Source organism: uncultured Oceanisphaera sp. (genome assembly GCF_947495715.1).
In the GTDB taxonomy this organism is placed as follows: Bacteria; Pseudomonadota; Gammaproteobacteria; order Enterobacterales; family Aeromonadaceae; genus Oceanimonas; species Oceanimonas sediminis.
The window spans coordinates 28,849-49,905 of record NZ_CANLZU010000021.1 but is presented as its reverse complement, the minus strand read 5'-3'; the positions used below and the strand labels follow the sequence as shown (position 1 = coordinate 49,905).

Genomic DNA, 21,057 nt, shown 5'->3' with positions numbered 1-21,057 from the left:
GTAATACATGTCTAAAGATATTCTGGTGCCGGATATCGGCGCAGACGAGGTTGAAGTAACCGAGATTCTGGTAGCCGTAGGCGACAAGGTCGAGGAAGAGCAGTCCATCCTCGCCGTGGAAGGTGACAAGGCCTCCATGGAAGTACCGGCCCCCGCCGCCGGCGTGGTCAAGGAAATCAAGATTGCCGTGGGTGACAAGGTCAACACCGGCAGCCTGGTCATGGTATTCGAAGCAGAGGGCGGCGCCGCCGCCCCGGCTGAGGCACCTGCGGCCGAAGCCCCTGCAGTAGCGGCACCGGCCGCTTCTGCTTCTGCCCTGAAAGAAGTTCAGGTGCCGGACATCGGTGGTGATGAAGTCGAAGTGACCGAAATCTCCGTGGCCGTCGGCGACACCGTGACCGAAGAGCAGACCCTGATCGCGGTAGAAGGCGACAAGGCTTCCATGGAAGTCCCGTCTCCCTTCGGCGGTAAAGTGGTCGAGATCAAAGTAGCCGTTGGCGACAAGGTCAACACCGGCTCGCTGATCATGGTCTTCGAAGTGGCGGGCGAAGCGGCTCCTGCAGCAGCCGCCGAGGCCTCTGCTCCGGCAGCGGCGCCTGCGGCTTCTGCTGCACCGCAAGCCAAAGACGTTAACGTCCCCGACATCGGCGGTGACGAAGTCGAAGTGACTGAAATCATGGTTGCCGTGGGCGACAAGGTGGAAGCCGAGCAGTCCATTCTGAACGTGGAAGGTGACAAGGCCTCGATGGAAGTGCCTGCGCCCTTCGCCGGTGTGGTCAAGGAAATCAAAATCGCCACCGGCGACAAGGTCTCTACCGGCTCTCTGGTGATGGTGTTTGAAGTGGAAGGTGCCGCTCCTGCAGCTGCCCCAGCTGCTGCACCGGCCAAGTCAGAAGCACCGAAAGCAGAAGCCCCTAAAGCAGCCCCTGCGGCTGCCGCGCCTGCCGCCAAGGCCGAGTTCGTCGAGAACAACGCCTACGTGCACGCCACGCCTGTGGTACGTCGTCTGGCCCGTGAATTCGGTGTCGACCTGTCCAAGGTTGCCGCTACCGGTCCCAAGAGCCGCATCCTGAAAGAAGACGTGCAGACCTACGTCAAGGGCATCATCAAGCAGGTTGCCGCGCAACCCGCCGGTGTTGCAGTAGCGGGCGGCGGCATGGCCGTGCTGGCCTGGCCGAAGGTTGATTTTGCCAAGTTCGGTGAAGTCGAAGAAGTGGCCATGACCCGCATTCAGAAGATCTCCGGTCCCAACCTGCACCGCAACTGGGTGAAAATCCCGCACGTGACGCAGTTTGACGAAACCGATATCACCGAGCTGGAAGACTTCCGCAAGCAGGAAAACGCCATCGCCGAGAAGCAGAAGCTGGGTTACAAGATTTCCCCGCTGATCTTCATCATGAAGGCGGCTGCGAAGGCGCTGGAAGCCTATCCCAAGTTCTGTTCTTCACTGTCACAAGACGAGCAGTCTTTGATCATGAAGAAGTACATCCACATCGGTGTGGCGGTAGATACCCCCAACGGTCTGGTGGTTCCGGTAGTGCGCGATGTCAACAAGAAAGGCATTCGCGAGCTGGCACTGGAACTGGGCGAAATCTCCAAGAAGGCGCGTGCCGGCAAGCTGACCGCGGCCGACATGCAGGGCGGCTGTTTCACCATCTCGTCTCTGGGCGGTATCGGTGGCACCCAGTTCACCCCCATCGTGAATGCGCCGGAAGTGGCCATTCTGGGTGTGTCCAAGTCCAGCATCAAGCCGGTATGGAACGGCAAAGAGTTCGAGCCTCGCCTGATGCAGCCGCTGGCGCTGTCTTATGACCACCGGGTGATTGACGGCGCCGACGGTGCTCGTTTCATCACCATGATGAGTGGTGTGTTGAGCGACCTTCGTCGTTTAGCCCTTTAATGTGACAAGGCAGGCATTCGCCTGCCTTTTTACTTTCTTTTCTATAACAGAACAGTAAACTTTGGCCCGTTTAACCTGTAGTGGTCATATCGAGTCTGGACTTTTCAGCGACCATTGCTTGAACGGGGCTAAAAATCATAATAGAGGTCACCATGAGTCAAGAAGTCAAAGCTCAGGTTGTGGTATTGGGCGCGGGTCCTGCTGGCTATTCTGCCGCTTTCCGTGCTGCCGATCTGGGTCTGGAAACCGTAATCGTTGAGCGTTATTCAACGCTGGGCGGCGTTTGTCTGAACGTTGGCTGTATCCCTTCCAAAGCGTTACTGCACATCGCCAAGGTCATCGAAGAATCCAAGATGATGGCCAGCCATGGTGTCACTTTTGGCGAGCCCAAAATCGATCTGGACCAGGTTCGTGCACACAAGGAAAAAGTGATCGGTCAGCTGACCCAGGGTCTGGGTGGCATGGCCAAGATGCGCAAGGTCAAGGTCGTGAACGGTTTTGCCAAGTTCACCGGTGCCAACACCATGGTCGTGGAAGGCGAGGGTGGCAACACCACCATCAACTTCGACAACGCCATCATCGCCGCTGGCTCTCGTCCGATCCAACTGCCGTTCATTCCGCATGAAGATCCCCGCATCTGGGACTCTACCGACGCGCTGGAACTGAAAGAAGTGCCCGAGAAGCTGCTGGTCATGGGTGGCGGTATCATAGGTCTGGAAATGGGAACCGTGTACTACTCACTGGGTTCCAAGATTGACGTGGTCGAGATGTTCGACCAGGTGATTCCGGCCGCCGATAAAGATCTGATCAAGATCTATACCAAGCAGGTTAAAAACAAGTTCAACCTGATGCTGGAAACCAAGGTTACTGCCGTAGAAGCCAAAGACGACGGCATTCACGTGACCATGGAAAACAAGAAAGGCGAGAGCAACACCACCGTTTATGACGCCGTACTGGTGGCCATCGGCCGTACCCCCAACGGCAAGTCGCTGGACGCCGAGAAAGCCGGTGTCAACGTCGACGAGCGTGGTTTCATCAACGTCGACAAGCAGCTGCGTACCAATGTGCCGCACATCCATGCTATCGGCGACATCGTCGGTCAGCCGATGCTGGCGCACAAGGGTGTGCACGAAGGCCACGTGGCGGCCGAAGTCATCGCCGGCATGAAGCACTACTTCGACCCGAAAGTGATTCCGTCCATCGCCTATACCGAGCCGGAAGTTGCCTGGGTAGGTATCACCGAGAAGGAAGCGAAGGAAAAAGGCCTGAATGTTGAAGTGGCCAGCTTCCCCTGGGCGGCCTCCGGCCGTGCCATCGCCTCCGACTCTTCCTACGGCATGACCAAGCTGATTTTCGACAAGGAAACCCATCGCGTGCTGGGTGGTGCCACTATCGGTACCAACGCCGGCGAGCTGCTGGGTGAAATCGGTCTGGCCATCGAAATGGGTGCCGACGCCGAAGACATCGCGCTGACCATTCATGCTCACCCGACGCTGCACGAGTCTGTGGGCATGGCAGCCGAAGTATTCGAAGGCTCCATCACCGACATGCCGAACGCCAAGGCCAAGAAGAAGAAGTAAGTTTCTTCTACGGTTTTGTCAGTAAAAACGCCCGGCTCTGCCGGGCGTTTTTTTGTCTGCTTTCCACTCTCGTTCAATCCATATCGATCTATACCCGTTTTTTGTTTCTTGCCACCGGTCTGTGTGGCGGATGAGAAATTGGTTTTGTTTCATTTGTGTCCAAGATCACCTTTCACGCGGAAATACTTCACACTTTTTACCGACAGCCGATATGGTTGTTGATTGAAACAAGGTATTAACAACAGCCCCCTGTAAAGGAATACGCGATGCTCTCCAAATTAGGCTCCTTGAGTGTCAGGGTTAAACTGGCCCTGGGTTTTTCGTTGGTGATACTGGCGACGCTAATCATCGCCGGTATCAGTTTTTATGCCCTGTCGTCCGTGCTGGATCGGTCGAACAAACTGGCGCAGTCCTCCAGCATCGACCTGTTGGTAACCAAGGCCCGCCTGTTCGAGAAGGACTATCTGTTACTGGACGATCCCGAGCGGCTGGCCCAGGCCAGAGAGCACATTGCCCTGGCGTCGGAGCGGGCGGAGCAGCTGCGGCAGTCTCTGGATATGACGGAAAATCAGGCGCTGATCGAGCGGATCCTGACCGGCACCCAGGCCTATGACACCGAGCTGAAACAGATGCTTGAGCTGAACGAGGCGGCGCAGCAGCAGTTGTTCGATCTCAATGCGCTGGGTTTTTCCGCCCAGCAGCGGGCCGAATACCTCAGCGCCAGCGACGTCAGTGCCATGAGCTGGCTGGTGCGCCTGACCGGCATCCGCCTGAGCCAGAAAGACTTTGCCCTCAGTGGTAATGAAGGTGACGCCATACAGCTGTCTTCCCGTTTGAATGGACTACTGCTTACCCTGGAAAATCGACTGCACATGCAGGACGACGCCGACATAAAAGAGCTGCTGGAGCTGCTTAAGCAATTTCAGCAACAGCAGCAGAACTTTATCGCAACGGTGAATGGCCTGGATGATATCGAGCAGCGTATCGATAAGCTGGCCACAGAGATAGCCACGGCATCCGAAGCACTGCTGGCCAGTCAGCAGGCGAGCATGGCCGCCGACAGCAATGGCGCTAGGTTGCTGATCCTGCTGGTCACGTTGTCCGGTCTGGTGGCAGGCATCTTCTTTGCCGTGCTGATTACCCTGGGTATCGTCAAGCCGTTGCAGTTGCTGGTGGACCAGGCCAGTCGCATTGCCGAGGGCGATCTGAGTCAGGATATCAAACACCGGCGCAAGGACGAGCTGGGTCTGCTGATGAACCGAATGCAGACCATGACGGTGAACCTGCGCCAATTGGTGAGCGAACTCAATCAGAGTGCCAACCATATCGCCGGTTCGGCAGAAGAGTTGTCGTCGGTGTCGGAACAGAGTCGTTCCGGCGTTAACCAGCAGCGACTTGAGCTGGAGCAGGTGTCTACCGCCATGAACGAAATGGCGGCCACCGTGCTGGAAGTGGCTCGCCACGCAGAAACCGCCTTTGGCTCGGCCAATACGGCGGATACCGAGGCCGGCGACGGCAACCGAAAAGTCAATATGACCAGCAGTCAGATCGGCAAGCTGGCGGAAGATATCGGCAAGTCGCTGAACACCATCAATCAGCTGGAAGCGGAAAGCCTGAACATCGGCAGCATTCTCGATGTGATCAAGGGGGTGGCCGAGCAAACCAACCTGCTGGCGCTGAACGCGGCGATAGAAGCGGCGCGGGCCGGTGAACAGGGCCGCGGTTTTGCGGTGGTCGCCGACGAGGTGCGGGCGCTGGCCCAGCGTACCCAGCAGGCCACCGCCGAAATTGAAACCCTGATCAGGGGATTGCAGGGCAAGGCGCAGGAGTCGGTGGTGATGATGAAAGAAAGCACCGACGTTGTGGCGCACACCGTCACCATTGCCAACGAAGCGGGTGCTTCTATTGAGGCTATTACCCGTTCGGTATCGGATATTCAGCAGATGAACAGCCAGATTGCCACCGCCTCCGAGCAGCAAAGTTCGGTGGCGGAAGAAATCAATCGCTCGGTGTTCAGTATTCGTGAGCTGTCGGATCACTCCGCCGCCGCTACCGAACAAACCGCCGCCAGCAGTACCGAGCTGGCGCGGCTCAGTGCCGAGCTGCAAAGACAGGTTGGCCGCTTTCGACTGCCCGCCTGAATTCGTCGTGTCGAGGCCCGTTCCATCGGCGTGAGTCTCGGCCCCGATAACTCCTATATGCACCGAGCATCGCCCCTGGCGGTGTTCGGTGCTTTTTAACGGCCGTTTTCTCGCTTCCTGCCGCTGTGGTCAGCACCTACAATGGCGTTACCTTATCGCCTCGAGATAACCCCATGCGCCGTTACCTACTCCCCCTGCTGTTCTTGCTGAGCACCGTTGCGGCCCATGCTCAGGGCGTGGGCCAGGCTGGGCGGCCGACCATCGCCCTGGTACTCAGTGGCGGCGGGGCTAAGGGCGCGGCCCATATCGGGGTGATCAAGGTGCTGGAACAGCACCGTATACCGGTCGACATCGTTACCGGTACCAGCATGGGCGCCTATGTGGCCGGCATGTATGCGCTGGGGCTGGATGCCACCGAGCTGGAGCGGCAGCTGTTGGCGCTCGACTGGAATCAGGGCTATCAGGACAAGGTGGGGCGGGATCAGCTGTCGCTCAGGCGCAAGCGTCAGAACGACGAGTTTTTGTTGCGTACCGATGTCGGCATCAACAAAAACTGGCAGCTGAGCCTGCCCGCCGGTTTCTTTCAGGGCCAGGCCATGGGGGCGCTGCTGCGACAAAGTACGCTCAACCTGCCGGGTCTGCACAGCTTCGACGAGCTGCCCATTCCGTTTCGTGCCGTGGCCACCGACATGGAAACCGTCACTCCGGTGGTATTGAAAGAAGGGCACCTGGCGACGGCGATGCAGGCTTCGATGTCGGTGCCGGGCGCCCTGCAGCCGGTAGAGATTGAGGGGCGCCTGCTGGCCGACGGCGGCGTGGTCAACAACATGCCGGTGGATGTGGCCAAGGCGATGGGCGCCGATGTGGTGATTGCCGTCGATATCGGTGATGCCATGCTGTCCCGAAAACAACTGGACGGCGCCCTGGCCATGGTCAGCCAGCTCACCAATTACCTGACCCGCTCCAGCACACAACGCCAGTTGGCCCTGATGTCGGAGCAGGACATGCTGCTCACCCCGGCCATCGACGGCATCGGTGTCGGCGACTTCGAGCTGATGCCCGAGGCCATTCGCCGTGGTGAAGCGGCGGCGCAGGCCCTGCTGCCCCGGCTGCAGGCGCTGGCGCTGAGCGAAGCAGACTACTTTGCCTACCAATCCGGCAAGCTCGACCGGCGAGCGCAGCTGCAACGTTCCGACGCCGTCTATCTGGATCGCATCGAAGTCAAGAATCGCTCCGGGCTCAGCGAGGCGGTGATCCGCGATGTGCTGGGGGTGGTACCGGGCCGGTTTCATCAAACCGAGGATCTGGAAGCCGGGGTGCGCCGACTCTATGCGCTGGATGCCTTCGAACGGGTCAGCTATCGCATCGAAGAGCAGGACGACCAGCAGGTGTTGACGGTAGAAACCAGCGAAAAGGGCTGGGGGCCGGGCTTTGTCGATCTGAAGTTTGCGCTGGAAGACGATTTTTCCAGTCAATCCAATTATGAAATCGGCGCCCAGTTCCGCCGTACCAATATCAACATGCTGGGGGGCGAGTGGCTGGTGGAGACCACCTTCGGCAGCAACAAACAGCTGGCCAGCGAGTTTTATACCCCGCTGGACACCGACTACGACCTGTTCTGGAAGCTGCGCGGAGAATATGACAAACGCAGTCGCAGCTTCTTCTTCGATACCACCGACCCCCAGTATGAGCTGTTTCGTCCCCTGACCAGCCTGGTAGTGGATTATGCCACCTGGCGTTTCAGCACCGAGCTGGGCTACAACCTGCGCCCCTGGAGCGAGCTGGCGCTGGGGGTACAGGGACTGACGGGCGATATCGAGGCACGCAATACCGATGATCAGCTGGATATAGACTCTATTGGTCCTTATCTGCGCTTCAGTCACGATACCCTGGATAACGTGTTTTTTCCCACTCATGGCGAGGCGGCCGAGCTGCGACTGGGCTATTTCCGTAACAGTCTGAACGCTGCGGGGAGCAGAGAGAGCGTGAGCGGACTGGATTACGAGCTGGAGTGGCTCAGGCCCTATCAGCTTGAGCGTCATACCCTTATCGGCAAGCTGGTTCTGGGGGGCTCCAGCGCCGAACAGGAAGTACCGGTATTTGCCCGCAGCCTGGGGGGGCTGTTCAACCTTTCCGGATATCAGCGCGATCAACTCAACGGGCGCTACAGCGGCTTTGGCGGCCTTTTGTACCACTATCGCTGGTTTGATAACGACTTCGGCGCCTTCCGTTCGCCGGTCTACCTGGGCGGCTCGCTGGAACGGGGCGGGGTCTGGAATACCGGCGCCGAGGTCAGTTGGGAGTCGGCATTGATGGCCGGTAGTGTTTTCATCGGTGTGGATACCAACTGGGGGCCCCTGTATCTGGCCTATGGGCTGGGGGAAGGAGATAAAAGCAGTGTGTATCTGTATTTCGGCAACCTGTTCAGCTTCTGATGTTAATGGCTTGTATTAGCCTTGAGTGGGGTTGAGCGAGTCGATAATTATTTTAAAAACATCGGCTTAGTCTCGTATTCGACCAAAGGGCAGGGGGGCTCGATTTTAATTTACGGTTAAAACTTATATACTGCTGCGGCATCCGCAAGGGACTAGCCCCCAGCAAGGACGCCCTAAACAAGGATATTCCCGCCCTAGATGGCGAATGATAATAAGAGGATACAGTCGTGCTTGAAGCCTATCGTAAACACGTCGAAGAACGTGCCGCCGAGGGAGTGGTAGCCAAACCCCTCGACGCAGAGCAAGTTGCCGCCCTGGTTGAATTACTCAAAAATCCCCCCGCCGGCGAAGAATCCTTTCTTTATGAACTACTGTCCAACCGTATCCCCCCGGGTGTTGATGAAGCCGCTTATGTAAAAGCCGGTTTTCTGGCGGCCGTGGCCAAGGGTGAAGTGAGCTCCCCCGTGGTGTCTGCCGAGCAGGCCACCCAGCTGCTTGGTACCATGCAGGGCGGTTACAATATCGCCCCCCTGGTCGAGCTGCTGGACGTTGACGCCCTGGCGCCGATCGCCGCCACGGCCCTGAGTCACACCCTGCTGATGTTTGACGCCTTCCACGACGTGGACGAAAAGGCCAAGGCCGGCAATGCCTTCGCCAAGCAGGTGATGCAGTCCTGGGCCGAGGCCGAATGGTTCCTGCAGCGCCCCAAACTGGCCGACAAGATCACCATGACGGTGTTCAAGGTGCCCGGCGAAACCAACACCGATGATCTGTCTCCGGCTCAGGACGCCTGGTCCCGCCCGGACATTCCGCTGCACGCGCAGGCCATGCTGAAGAACGGTCGTCCCGGCATCGAGCCGGACGAAGAAGGCGTGATCGGCCCGATCACCGCCATCGAAGCGCTGAAAGAAAAAGGCTTCCCGCTGGTCTACGTGGGTGACGTGGTCGGTACCGGCTCCAGCCGCAAGTCCGCCACCAACTCGGTGCTGTGGCACATGGGTGACGACATTCCGTTCGTGCCCAACAAGCGCGCCGGCGGCATCTGCATCGGTAACAAGATTGCCCCCATCTTCTTCAACACCATGGAAGATGCCGGTGCCCTGCCCATCGAATGCGATGTCACCAAGCTGAACACCGGTGATGTGATCGATATCTATCCCTATGAAGGCAAGGTCTGCCGTCACGACAGCGATGAAGTGGTCAGCACCTTCAAGCTGAAAACCGACGTGCTGCTGGACGAAGTTCGCGCCGGCGGCCGTATTCCGCTGATCATCGGTCGCGGTCTGACCGACAAGGCCCGCGAAGCGCTGGGTCTGGATGCCTCCACCGTGTTCAAGCGTGCGGCTGCCGTGGCCGACTCCAGCAAGGGCTTTACCCTGGCCCAGAAGATGGTAGGCAAGGCCTGCGGCGTGAAAGGCGTGCGCCCCAACCAGTACTGCGAGCCCAAGATGACCACGGTCGGCTCTCAGGACACCACGGGTCCCATGACCCGGGACGAGCTGAAAGATCTGGCTTGTCTGGGCTTCTCTGCCGACCTGACCATGCAGTCGTTCTGTCATACCGCCGCCTATCCCAAGCCGATAGACGTGACCACCCATCACACCCTGCCGGACTTCATCATGAACCGGGGCGGTGTATCGCTGCGTCCGGGCGACGGTGTTATTCACTCCTGGCTGAACCGCATGCTGCTGCCCGATACCGTGGGCACCGGCGGTGACTCCCACACCCGTTTCCCCATCGGTCTTTCCTTCCCGGCGGGCTCCGGTCTGGTGGCCTTTGCCGCTGCCACCGGCGTGATGCCGCTGGACATGCCGGAATCGGTACTGGTGCGCTTCAAGGGCGAAATGCAGCCCGGCATCACCCTGCGTGATCTGGTACATGCCATCCCTTACTACGGCATTCAGAACGGTCTGCTGACCGTGGCCAAAGAAGGCAAGATCAACGAGTTCTCCGGTCGTGTGGTGGAAATCGAAGGTCTGCCCCAGCTGAAAGTCGAGCAGGCGTTCGAGCTGGCCGATGCGACTGCCGAGCGCTCCGCCGCCGGTTGTACCATCAAGCTGGACAAGGAGCCGGTTGCCGAATACCTCAACTCCAACATCGTGATGCTGAAGTGGATGATGGCCGAAGGCTACGGTGACCCGCGCACCCTGGAACGCCGCATCAAGGGCATGGAAGAGTGGCTGGCCAACCCCGAGCTGCTGGAAGCGGATGCCGATGCCGAGTACGCCCACGTACTGGAAATCGACATGAGCGAGATCAAGGAGCCCATTCTGTGTGCCCCCAACGATCCGGACGACGCCCGCCTGCTGTCCGACGTGACCGGCGAGCAGATCGATGAGGTATTCATCGGTTCCTGCATGACCAACATCGGTCACTTCCGTGCCGCCGGCAAGCTGCTCGACAAGTATAAGGGCCAGCTGCCGACCAAGCTGTGGGTGGCACCGCCCACCAAGATGGACAAGGATCAGCTGACGGTCGAAGGCTATTACGGCATCTTCGGCCGGGTCGGTGCCCGCATCGAGATTCCGGGCTGCTCCCTGTGCATGGGTAACCAGGCACGGGTAGGCGACAACACCACTGTGGTGTCGACCTCTACCCGTAACTTCCCCAACCGTCTGGGCAAGGGCGCCAACGTGTACCTGGCGTCTGCCGAGCTGGCTGCCGTGGCCGCCATTCACGGCAAGCTTCCGACGGTCGAGGAATATCAGACCTACGCCAGGGAGTTGAATGCCACCGCGGCCGACACCTATCGTTACCTGAACTTCGACGAGCTGGACAGCTATGTGGAAAAAGCCGACACGGTGATTTTCCAGCAGGCCATCTAAACCGCCAAAGTGACAGTGTGAACGTCAAAGCCAGCCTTCGGGCTGGCTTTTTTGATCCTGCTGCTCGGCCTCGGATCATGCGCTTGCTCTCGCACCGCATTGTCTGTTTATACCAATTTGAATAAAGATCTGATCATTAATTTAAATCCGAGATCAGAGGCAACACAGCCACCTCCCACGACACGCTACAAGTACTTCCCTGTAAGCTCGGAAATGCCTTCCCTGGCATTTCACGGTCATGGGAGTCGATCTCTGTTGCCTCTTCTCAAACACCGAGTTGTCTGCAGGGGCTCCCACAGGCGACGCCGCAGCAGAGGGGCGGATGAAGGGTTCTACTCCAGCGACCATTACATGACATGGAAGTTATGTGCTGAGCGTCACATGGAGGTGCTTGCAGCGTGTCGATGGAGTAGACCCTTCGTTCGACCTTTAAAAGGCAGGTAAACAGATCATTTGCTTAGTCAGATTGTTATTACGCACTGCACCATCTGGTTGAAGGGAACATATTGAAATTTAACCGTTCATATTGATCTAAATCAAAAAATAAATGAGAATGCTTCTCCTTTTGTTTTGTGGTTTTATCTTTCTATTTTTACAAGGAGTTGTTCGTGCATACCTTTATTCAGTCCTCCGCTCTTCCTCCCAGAAAAATGATGGCGTCGGCCGTGGGCCTGGCGGTGGCGGCTCTGGCCGTTCCGGCACAGGCCGAATCGCCGGATGTCACCCAGCTCGATATCATTACCGTCAAGGATGTACGCGAGCAGGGCTACAAGGCGAACGAGTCGGCCTCGTCCAAGTACGTAAAACCGCTGCTGGAGACACCGCAGACCGTGACCGTGGTGACGAAGAAGGTGATGGAAGAGCAGCAGGCGCTGAGTTTGCGGCAGGTGCTGTCGAACGTGTCGGGCATTACCTTCGATGCGGGCGAGGGCGGTGGTGGCTCCGGCGACAAGATCAATATTCGCGGCTTCAGTGCCAATTCCAACATGCAGATCGACGGCCTGCGTGACAGCAGCCAGAACAACCGTACCGACACCTTCAATATCGAACAGGTGGAAGTGCTAAAAGGGCCCAACTCGGTATTTGGCGGCGCCGGCACCACCGGCGGTGCCATCAATCAGGTCAGCAAGGCCCCGAAGCTGCGCGACTTTGCCGAAGTGGGCGCCGGCATCGGCACCGATAACTATCACCGGCTGACCCTGGATGCCAACAAGACCCTGGACGATGTCGGAGTCGACAGTGCGTTTCGCATCAACCTGATGGCGCACGAAAACGAGGTACCGGGGCGCGATGAGGTTGACCGCCAGCGCTTCGGTATTGCGCCTTCCGTTACCATAGGTCTGAGTGAGCAGACCCGGGCCACCCTGAGCTATTTCCATCAGACCGACGATAACTTGCCCGACTACGGCTTGCCGGCTCGCGACGGCAAGATACTGCCCGGTGTGGATTCGGAAAGTTACTTCGGCTGGCGCAATCTGGATGAAGAGAAAATCCAGTCCGATGCCGTTACCCTCAAACTGGAGCACGAGCTGAGCGATACCGTTCGCATCGAGAACCAGACCCGCTACAGCCGGGTAGACAGAGACACCACCATTTCTGCCGCTCATGTGAATACCGACGGCCTGGCCCCCGGCCGTTACACGCCGGCCGGCCCGCAGGCTTATCGGCGCGATGCCCAGACCGAGCTGTGGGTCAATCAGACCGGCCTGACCTTTGAGTTCGACACCGGCGCACTCAAGCACGATATGCTGGTGGGGGGCGAGATTTCTCGCGAGACTTATGATCTGACCGCCTCCAACAATGGGCTGGATTTCACCGGTATTAATTATGAGCTTGCCAACCCGCCGGGTGTCTGGAATGGCCCTACCAGTGCTAACTTCCGGGGCGGAAAAGACGCCGAGCTGGATACTCGTGCTCTCTATATATTTGATACCATCACTCTTGCCCCGCAGTGGGATCTGAGCCTGGGTCTGCGCCACGACTGGATCTCTGGTGAGGCACTGCTGACCAATGTTGACCGCACTACTGGTGCCATTTCCGCCGAACAGGTGCACAGCAGCGATCAGATGTTCAGCGGTCGTGCCGGGCTGGTATTCAAACCGGCAGACAATGGTCGCATCTACCTGGCTTACGGCACCTCCTTTAACCCGTCGGCCGAAGCGCTGGCCACCTCTGGTGGTTTACCTCGCGGTAACGGTGCCGAAAACCTGGCGCCCGAGAAAAACAACACCTGGGAGCTGGGCACCAAGTGGGAGCTGATGGATGGCCGTTTGGGACTCGACGGCGCCCTGTTCCGGGTCGATAAAACCAATGCCCGGGAGAAGGATGCCAATGACGATCTGCAACTGGCTGGCGAGCAGCGGGTGCAGGGGGTCGAAGTGGGGTTGACCGGCGAGCTGACCGAACAATGGAAAGTGTTTGCCAACTACACCCTGCTCGACAGCGAAACCCTGAAGTCGGCGGCCGCGCCGCAGACCGGAGGCCGCTCGGCCGAAGGTCAGCCACTGGGTAACACGCCACGCAACAGCGGCAACCTGTGGACCACCTATGAACTGGCTTCCGGGCTGGAAATCGGCTACGGCGCCCGTTATGTCGGCTCTCGTTATGTGGCCTCCGATGTGGATGCCAAGATTGACAGCTACTGGCTGCACAATGCCATGGCCTCCTACCGGGTGAACGAGGCATTGAGCCTGCAATTGAACGTGAACAACCTGTTCGATGAGGAATATGTGGAGCGGGTGCGCGGTCGTCCGGGTACCGATACGCGCAGCTCTGCGGTAGAGCTCGGCGATGGTCGCTCGGCAGTGCTGTCCGCCAACTATCGGTTCTGAGGCTAATCATCTACTGCGATGATGAGCTGTGAGCAATCTGTCAGCGACTCGGCGTTGCTCGAAGTAGCAGCAGGGATTACCGTAGCCGACCGTCAAATGCCAGGGATGGCATTTGCCGAGCGTCCCATGGATGGGCTTGAAGCGTGTCGGCGAAGGTAACCGTGCTGGTGCTTCGCAGTGCAGGTGCCGGCAGCAGTGTTGTCTGATAGCAAAGCCATCTGTCGGAGCCGTGTATGTCGGCCAAAAGGCCAACTCCACCGGCTCGCCGTAAACCCTTCCCTGGGGGCTCCACTGCGCCGTCCCTGGCGCAGAGGGCCGGTGGAGTCATTCCTTTTGCCCTTCCAGCAGGAGCACAGTGGCATTCAAGTCATGGCAGCACCCTTAGTTATTTCAAGCCCCTGACGGGGCTTTACCATTTATAACGAAATGAGTATTTCATCATGATGTTACATATTCCCGGCGTGCTCAGCGCCGAACAGCTGGCCGAGTGCCGACAAAAGCTGCTGGCCGCTCAATGGACCGACGGTAACATTACCGCCGGCTTTCAGTCGGCCCGGGCCAAGAACAACCTGCAGTTGCCGGAAGATGACGAAACGGCGCGCGCAATCGGCGAGCTGATCACGTCGGCCCTGGCCCGGCATCCGCTGTTTATTGCCGGTGCCTTGCCGGCCAAAATTTTTCCGCCGCTGTTCAATTGTTATCAGGGCGGTCAGTCGTTTGGCGTGCACGTGGATAACGCGGTGCGCGTCAACAGGGCCACCGGCGAGTCGATTCGTACCGACCTGTCGGCCACGCTGTTTTTCTGCGAGCCACATGAATACGAAGGCGGTGAGCTGGTGGTGGAAGACAGCTATGGCGCCCACAGCGTCAAGCTGCCGGCGGGTGATTTGATCCTGTACCCGTCGAGCAGCCTGCATCAGGTGAAACCGGTCACGGCGGGGGCGCGGATCTGTTCGTTTTTCTGGATTCAGAGCATGGTGCGGGATGACGGCCAGCGTAGCCTGTTGTTTGATATGGACACCGGCATACAGCAGGTGAACCAGCAGCTGGGAGCCGACAGCGAGGCCAGCATTCAGCTGACCGGTGTGTATCACAACCTGCTGCGGCGCTGGGCGTTGTAATTTGTTGAGGGATTAGGGGGCGGGGAATAGGGAATAGGGAGCGGGGAATAAAGGCCGGTTTCACCAGTCCCGATCCTCGAATCCCTAATCCCCAATCCCCAATCCCCATTCCCAGTATTTTAAGCCTGTTGCGCTTCGGTGGTTTCTTCTGCCTGCGGCTGGCTCAGCGGCATGATGATGTTCATCAGGATGGCGGTGATACCACCGGCGGCGATGCCGGAAGAAAACACGTTCTTGATGAGTTCGGGCATGAACTGCAGGATATCCGGGCGCTGGGAAATGCCCAGGCCCATGCCGAAGGATATGGCCATGATGAACAGGGCGCGACGGTCCAGACGCTCTCGGGACAAAATGCGTACCCCGGCGGCGGCAATGGAGCCGAACATCACCAGGGTGGCGCCGCCCAGTACCGGCTCGGGAATGCGCTGCACCAGGGTGCTGATGGCCGGGAACAGGCCCATGATCACCAGAATACCCGCCACGAAGAAACCGACATGACGGCTGGCAACACCGGTCATCTGGATCACGCCGTTGTTCTGGCTGAAGGTCGACACCGGAAAGGTGTTGAACACCGAGGCCAGCGACGAGTTGACGCCATCACCCAGCACGCAGCCCTTGAGGCGGCGCATGTAAATGGGGCCTGAGACCGGCTCGCCGGACACTTCGGAAGTCGCGGTGGTGTCGCCGATGCCTTCCAGCGCGGTGATCAGGAACACCAGTACCAGCGGAATAAACAGCGAGGCGTCGAAACCCAGGCCGTATTGCAGCGGAATGGGGAAGGCCATGGAGGGCAGAGTCCCTTCCAGCGGGGCCAGCTTGCCCATGTACCAGGCCAGCAGGGTGCCGGTGACCATGGCAACCAGAATGGACGACAGGCGAACATAGGGGTTACGGCTGCGATTCATCAGAATGATGATACCCAGCACGGTACCGGCCAGGGCCAGGTTGTCGAGCGCACCGAAGGTGCCGCTGGACATGGCGCCGAAGCCGCCACCGATGGAGGTCAGACCCAATTGGATCAGCGTCAGGCCAATCAGGGTCACTATGATGCCGCTGACCAGCGGCGAGATGATGCGACGGGCCAGGTGCAGAAAACGCGACAGAATCATCTCGGTGGGGGCGGCCAGCAGGGCGGTACCGAAAATGGCGGCCAGCATGGCTTCGGTGGTGACGCCACCGTCTTTCATCGCCAGGCCACTGGCGATGATGGGGCCGAGAAAGTTGAAGCTGGTGCCCTGAATCGACAGCAGACCGGTGCCGACCGGGCCGAAACGTTTCATCTGAATAAAGGACGCCACACCGGTAATGAACAGCGACATGCTGATGATATGAGAGGTGTCGGCGGCGGGAATACCCAGGGTCTGACAGATGATCAGCGGCGGGGTGATCACCGCCACGAACAGCGCCAGCAGGTGCTGAATGGCGGCGAACAGCGACTGAACGAAGGGCGGTTTATCGTGTAGCTTATAGACCAGTTCCTGTTGGCTGGTCTGATGGTGCGGGTCATGACTCATGGTGTCTGCGTTCCAATGATGTATACAATTTATTAATGAGACGGCCTGATTGTTTTTATGATTGGCCTGTCTGATGGGTCAGATTTTCTTTATGTAAAGACTTTTTATCTGCATATATTGCGGAATATGACCGAATATTCCCTCTGGTGGAGGAAAGCGGCATAGGATACTGGAGATAAATGCATCAGGCCAGTTTCCTGGAGCTGAATTTTCATGGAGTGTTGTGAACAATATCGTTACCGGATGCCTGTGAATCCGGAAAAGGCGTGATCGTTCGGGAGCGATGAGGGCTGTTGGTTGCCACTCGTTATACCCTTCACATTCAACATTCTATCTTTTTGGCTGGGATATCAACCCCGGACAAAGGGCCCGCTTCGCCGACTCGCTCAAGCACCTCCTTGTGACGCTCAACACATGACTTCCCTGTCATGTGATGGTCGGTGAAGCAGATCCCTTCGTCCTCCTTGAAGCTCCGGCGAGGCCTGTTGGCGCCGTCAGCGGGCTACTCGGTGTTCCAGAAGAGGCAACAGAGAATGGCTCCCACGACCGTGAAATGCCAGGGACGGCATTTCCGAGCCCCAGGGAAGGTTTATGGCGTGTCGAGGGAGACGGCTGTGTTGCCTCTGGTCTGGGGCCTCAATATGACCAGATCATTGCTGGAATTAGTATTATTTACTATTCATGACTTGCAATGGTGTTGCGAATGGTTTTCTTTTAGAATCTCGTGCGCACCGGTCGGAAATGCCAGGCCGAACCAATCGTACGGAGATGAACCATGGAACGCCTCGATGCGCTGCTGCTGTCTTTGCAGGCCCTGCTGCTGAACCCGATGCTCGAGCGGCTGGTGGGCATTTTCGATCTCAACGGCCGTTTCTCGGTGGTCTTTATCGGCATCTCCTACCTGACGGCGTTGCTGCTTTACCGGCGGCGCTTGCAGGATGGCACCACCACGGCCAGCAGTTACTGGCGCTTTATCGGCGGCCGGGAGGTACTGCTGCACCCTTCGGCCCGACTGGACTATCTGTATTACCTGGTGCGCGGCGTGCTCAAGTTGCTGTTTGTGCTGCCGGTGGTGGCGCTGGTGGATCCCTATATCTGGGAGTCCCGGGACTATGTCGGTTTCTTTGAACGGGTATGGGGCGAGCGTCCGCAGCTGGGTGAAAACATGGGGCTGATGCTGCTCTACGGTCTGGGCCTGTTTCTGGTGGCCGATGTTGTGCATTACTGGGTGCACAGAGCCTTTCACTGTCGCTGGCTGTGGGAGTTTCACAAGGTACATCATTCGGCAGAGGTGATGGTGCCGGCCACCGCCAGTCGTATCCATGTGGTGGAAAAAGTGGCCGAGAAGCTGGCCAAGGGCGTCTTTATCGGCGCTTATGCGGGCGGCTTTTATTACCTTTGTGGCGGCAGCGTGAGCAAATATACCCTGTTCGGCTCCAGCTATATGGTGCTGCTGTTCAACTCCCTGGCCGCCAACCTGCGGCATACCCATATCTGGTTGTCGTTTGGCCCTGTGGTCGAGCATGTGATCAACAGCCCGGCCCAGCATCAAATCCATCACAGCAACGACCCCAGGCACTTCAACCGCAATTTCGGCACCAACCTGTCGCTCTGGGACTGGATGTTCGGCACCCTCTATGTCACCGGCTGGCAGCCGGAGCCGCTGACCTTCGGCGCCGGCAAGCCGGAAAACAACCGCTACCGCAGCCTGTGGGCGCTGATCTTTCTGCCTTTTATCCTGACATTCAGCCGGTTACGGGACCGACTGCGGTTGCGCCTGATGAGACGCCGGTCGCCACCCGGTATGACCGGCTGAAACAGCGCTGTTCAGTGCCAGCCACCGGGAGTAGAATCGCGGCTTTATTGCTGGAGGTGTCTGTGGAGTTTGAATTTTTTCGGGATCTGAATGGCCATCATCGAGCCCGTTTTACCATGGGCCACGAGGTGATGGGGCAATGGCTGACCGACGAGGTCGGTATTGCCGAGGCGACGGCGCTACTCGAGACCATCAAGACTCTTGAAGCGGGCGAAACGCAGGAATTCAAAAAGACCTATCCCGAATGCACCCTGCTGCTGACCCGGGAAGAAGCCGAGCTCAGCGCTCACGCCCTGGCCTTCGATACCGATGATATGGAAGACGGTCTGGCCTACTACGACGACGAGCTGTACGCCGGTTGCGGCCTGGACGATCTGGCCCGGGTACTGGAGCAATGGCGGGAGTTCTGCAGTAACCGGTAAACAGGGATTGGTGATTAGGGATTAGGGATTAGGGATTAGGGATTATACGATCGATTCCCCATTCCCCATTCCCCATTCCCCATTCCCCATTCCCCATTCCCCATTCCCCAGTCACAGCTTTACCTTCCCCCGCCCGCTTTTGATTTTCCCCCTGAGTGTCTTGCTGTCGGTGCGTTTGCGTTTCGCATTTTTGCTGGGCTTGGTGGGACGGCGCACCTTGACCGGTTTGCCGGCTTGCTGCAGCAGGGCGAGCAGGGCTTCTTTGGCGGTTTCCTTGTTCATCAGCTGGCTGCGGTGGCTTTCGACCCGGATCATGATCCAGCCCGACGCCAGTATTCGATTGTCCTTCATTTGCCGCAGTGCCGCCTTGTAGGACTCGGGCAGGCTGGGGCTGTTGGCGTAGTCGAAACGCAGCTGCACCGCCGAGTCGGTCTTGTTCACATGCTGGCCGCCGGGCCCGCTGGCGCGCATGGTGATAAATTCCAGTTCCTGCTCGGGGATCTGCACCCGGGCCGATAGAGATAACATGGTGACTCCATTGCACCATACTGGTGCCTTTAGTGGTTCTACTGCACCAGCATCATATCACCATGCTCAAGCCAATCCGCGGATTCGTGTTAATACCTTGAAAATAAAAGAATAAAAAAACTGGCACGAAGCTTGTCTGTCTTTAATCAATCCAGACACACAAGGAAGCTCGCCATGAAAATGATCTGCGCCATTATCAAACCCTTCAAACTCGATGACGTACGTTCGGCACTGGCCCACGTCGGCATCGACGGCATGACGGTGACGGAAGTAAAAGGCTTCGGCCGCCAGAAGGGACACACCGAGCTGTATCGCGGAGCCGAATACACGGTGGACTTTCTGCCCAAGATAAAACTGGAGATTGCCACCCAGAGTGATCAGGTGGAACAGGTGATCGAAGCCATTACCGAAACCGCCTACACCGGCAAGATCGGCGACGGCAAGATTTTTGTATATGACCTGCAGCAAACCGTGCGTATTCGTACCGGTGAGCGGGACATGGCAGCCATTTAAGCGAGGGAGAGCATAATGGATACCTTAACCGAAATGAAGTTTGCCCTGGACACCTTTTATTTCCTGATGTCCGGCGTATTGGTGATGTGGATGGCGGCGGGGTTCGCCATGCTGGAGGCGGGCCTGGTGCGCGCCAAGAACACCACCGAAATTCTCACCAAGAACGTACTGCTGTTTGCCATTGCCTGCACCATGTACCTGCTGGTGGGTTATCACCTCATGTATCTGGATAACCCCGAGGGTGGCTGGTTGCCGAGCCTGGGCGGTTTGATAGGGGAGGTAGACGCGGGTGCCGATCATGCACTGGAAGCCGATTTCTTCTTTCAGGTGGTGTTTGTGGCTACCGCCATGTCCATCGTCTCCGGGGCCGTGGCCGAGCGCATGAAGTTGTGGGTGTTCCTCGCCTTCAGCGTGGTAATGACCGGCGTTATCTATCCGGTAGAAGGCTACTGGACCTGGGGCGGTGGCTTCCTGTCCGAGTGGGGCTTCACCGACTTTGCCGGCTCCGGCATAGTGCATCTGGCGGGGGCCTGTGCGGCGCTGGCCGGGGTGCTGCTGCTGGGAGCACGTAAGGGAAAGTATGGTAAAAACGGCGAAATTCACCCCATTCCCGGCTCCAACATGCCGCTGGCGACCCTGGGTACCTTTATTCTGTGGATGGGCTGGTTTGGTTTCAACGGCGGCTCGCAGCTGTTGCTGTCGGATGTGGAAAATGCCACCGCCGTGGCCGGTATCTTCGTCAACACCAATGCCGCCGCCGCCACCGGTGCCATCGGTGCCCTGGTGGTGACCAAGCTGACCTGGGGCAAGGCCGATCTGACCATGATCCTCAACGGTGCTCTGGCAGGCCTGGTGGCCATTACCGCCGACCCGCTGTCGCCCGGTCATCTGTGGGCCGCCGGTATCGGCCTGCTGGCGGGCATGGTGGTGGTGTATGCCATCGTCGCGTTGGACAAGCTGCGCATCGATGATCCGGTCGGGGCCATTTCGGTACACGGTGTCTGCGGTATTCTGGGCTTGCTGCTGGTACCGGTGACCAACCCCGACGCCACCCTGTGGGTGCAGTTGGCCGGCATCCTGGTGATTGGTGGCTGGGTATTCGGTGCCAGTCTGCTGGTCTGGTATCTGCTCAAACGCACCATGGGCATTCGCGTGACCGAAGAGGATGAGCTGTCGGGTATGGACAGAATTGACTGTGGCATCGATGCCTATCCCGAGTTTGTGACCCTGAAGCGTAACTAATACCAATCTAAGTAAAAATATGATCTAGTTTAAAACTGAATACACGAGGAAACAGAGCCACCTCCCGCGACACGCCACTGATAAAAGACACTCACAGTTGCAGCTAATTGCGAGCATTCACTGGATGCTCGGTTTAGCTACAACCTTTCGTCACGGCGAGACAAGCTCGCCCCCTGAGGGCTCGGGAAA

General features: G+C 58.2%; 13 protein-coding genes. 11 read left to right on the top strand and 2 right to left on the bottom strand.

Going from position 1 to position 21,057, the window contains the following annotated elements:
* Positions 1-7: 7 nt before the first annotated feature.
* The 7 genes from aceF to Q0753_RS13685 all read left to right on the top strand — a co-directional run bounded on the left by aceF (position 8) and on the right by Q0753_RS13685 (position 14,833).
* Positions 8-1,900 carry a pyruvate dehydrogenase complex dihydrolipoyllysine-residue acetyltransferase gene (aceF, locus tag Q0753_RS13715; RefSeq protein ID WP_298722177.1) on the top strand — a complete coding sequence of 631 codons (1,893 nt, stop codon included), beginning with the start codon at positions 8-10 and terminating at the stop codon, positions 1,898-1,900.
* 152 nt (positions 1,901-2,052) lie between these two features.
* Positions 2,053-3,480: a dihydrolipoyl dehydrogenase gene (gene lpdA / locus Q0753_RS13710; RefSeq protein ID WP_298722174.1), complete on the top strand. Its 1,428-nt coding sequence runs from the start codon at positions 2,053-2,055 to the stop codon at positions 3,478-3,480.
* Positions 3,481-3,746: 266 nt separating this feature from the next.
* Complete coding sequence (locus tag Q0753_RS13705) at positions 3,747-5,621, top strand: methyl-accepting chemotaxis protein (protein ID WP_298722171.1); 1,875 nt, start codon at positions 3,747-3,749, stop codon at positions 5,619-5,621.
* A gap of 173 nt (positions 5,622-5,794) precedes the next feature.
* Positions 5,795-8,056, top strand: coding sequence for a patatin-like phospholipase family protein (locus tag Q0753_RS13700; protein WP_298722168.1), 2,262 nt, complete (start codon positions 5,795-5,797; stop codon positions 8,054-8,056).
* 227 nt (positions 8,057-8,283) lie between these two features.
* On the top strand, positions 8,284-10,881 hold the full coding sequence (gene acnB, locus Q0753_RS13695; RefSeq protein ID WP_298722165.1) for a bifunctional aconitate hydratase 2/2-methylisocitrate dehydratase: 2,598 nt from the start codon (positions 8,284-8,286) through the stop codon (positions 10,879-10,881).
* A gap of 608 nt (positions 10,882-11,489) precedes the next feature.
* Positions 11,490-13,712 carry a TonB-dependent siderophore receptor gene (locus Q0753_RS13690; protein ID WP_298722162.1) on the top strand — a complete coding sequence of 741 codons (2,223 nt, stop codon included), beginning with the start codon at positions 11,490-11,492 and terminating at the stop codon, positions 13,710-13,712.
* Between the two features lie 440 nt (positions 13,713-14,152).
* Positions 14,153-14,833 carry a Fe2+-dependent dioxygenase gene (locus tag Q0753_RS13685; protein WP_298722160.1) on the top strand — a complete coding sequence of 227 codons (681 nt, stop codon included), beginning with the start codon at positions 14,153-14,155 and terminating at the stop codon, positions 14,831-14,833.
* Between the two features lie 119 nt (positions 14,834-14,952).
* Here Q0753_RS13685 and Q0753_RS13680 read toward each other — a convergent pair whose 3' ends face one another.
* Positions 14,953-16,347: a nucleobase:cation symporter-2 family protein gene (locus tag Q0753_RS13680; protein WP_298722158.1), complete on the bottom strand. Its 1,395-nt coding sequence runs from the start codon at positions 16,345-16,347 to the stop codon at positions 14,953-14,955.
* Between the two features lie 775 nt (positions 16,348-17,122).
* Between Q0753_RS13680 and Q0753_RS13675 the strand changes: the two genes are divergently transcribed.
* Positions 17,123-18,163 carry a sterol desaturase family protein gene (locus Q0753_RS13675; protein ID WP_298722155.1) on the top strand — a complete coding sequence of 347 codons (1,041 nt, stop codon included), beginning with the start codon at positions 17,123-17,125 and terminating at the stop codon, positions 18,161-18,163.
* Positions 18,164-18,225: 62 nt separating this feature from the next.
* Positions 18,226-18,585 carry a YacL family protein gene (locus Q0753_RS13670; protein ID WP_298722152.1) on the top strand — a complete coding sequence of 120 codons (360 nt, stop codon included), beginning with the start codon at positions 18,226-18,228 and terminating at the stop codon, positions 18,583-18,585.
* Between the two features lie 111 nt (positions 18,586-18,696).
* Here Q0753_RS13670 and arfB read toward each other — a convergent pair whose 3' ends face one another.
* Positions 18,697-19,113 (bottom strand): alternative ribosome rescue aminoacyl-tRNA hydrolase ArfB, encoded by a 417-nt coding sequence (arfB, locus tag Q0753_RS13665; protein WP_298722149.1) that lies wholly within the window; start codon positions 19,111-19,113, stop codon positions 18,697-18,699.
* Between the two features lie 174 nt (positions 19,114-19,287).
* Here arfB and glnK point away from each other — a divergent pair, with 174 nt between their 5' ends.
* Together glnK and Q0753_RS13655 are read left to right on the top strand one after the other, a co-directional pair.
* Positions 19,288-19,626, top strand: a complete 339-nt coding sequence (glnK, locus tag Q0753_RS13660; protein ID WP_298722146.1) for a P-II family nitrogen regulator — start codon at positions 19,288-19,290, stop codon at positions 19,624-19,626.
* 15 nt (positions 19,627-19,641) lie between these two features.
* A complete protein-coding gene (locus Q0753_RS13655) occupies positions 19,642-20,868 on the top strand; it encodes an ammonium transporter (protein ID WP_298722143.1) in 1,227 nt (408 codons plus the stop codon).
* Positions 20,869-21,057: the final 189 nt, after the last annotated feature.